The organism is Flavobacterium potami, assembly GCF_020026915.1.
In the GTDB taxonomy this organism is placed as follows: domain Bacteria; phylum Bacteroidota; class Bacteroidia; order Flavobacteriales; family Flavobacteriaceae; genus Flavobacterium; species Flavobacterium potami.
Window position 1 is genome coordinate 1 of record NZ_JAINUY010000026.1, and the last position, 297, is coordinate 297.

Here is a 297-nt window from a genome sequence, read left to right on the forward strand (position 1 = left end):
GTACCTTTTATCCGTTGAGCGATGGCCCTTCCATACAGAACCACCGGATCACTATGTCCTGCTTTCGCATCTGCTCGACTTGTCAGTCTCGCAGTTAAGCACGCTTATGCCATTGCACTATCGTCACGATGTCCGACCGTAACTAGCGTACCTTCGAACTCCTCCGTTACGCTTTGGGAGGAGACCGCCCCAGTCAAACTGCCTACCATGCACTGTCCCCGATCCCGATAAGGGACCTGGGTTAGAACCTCAAACGCACCAGGGTGGTATTTCAACGTCGGCTCCATGAGAACTAGC

At 53.5% G+C, this 297-nt stretch carries 1 rRNA gene; it reads right to left on the reverse strand.

Annotation, left to right across the window (positions count from 1 at the left end):
* Positions 1–297, reverse strand: a 23S ribosomal RNA gene (locus K6T82_RS24130); the annotation flags it as partial.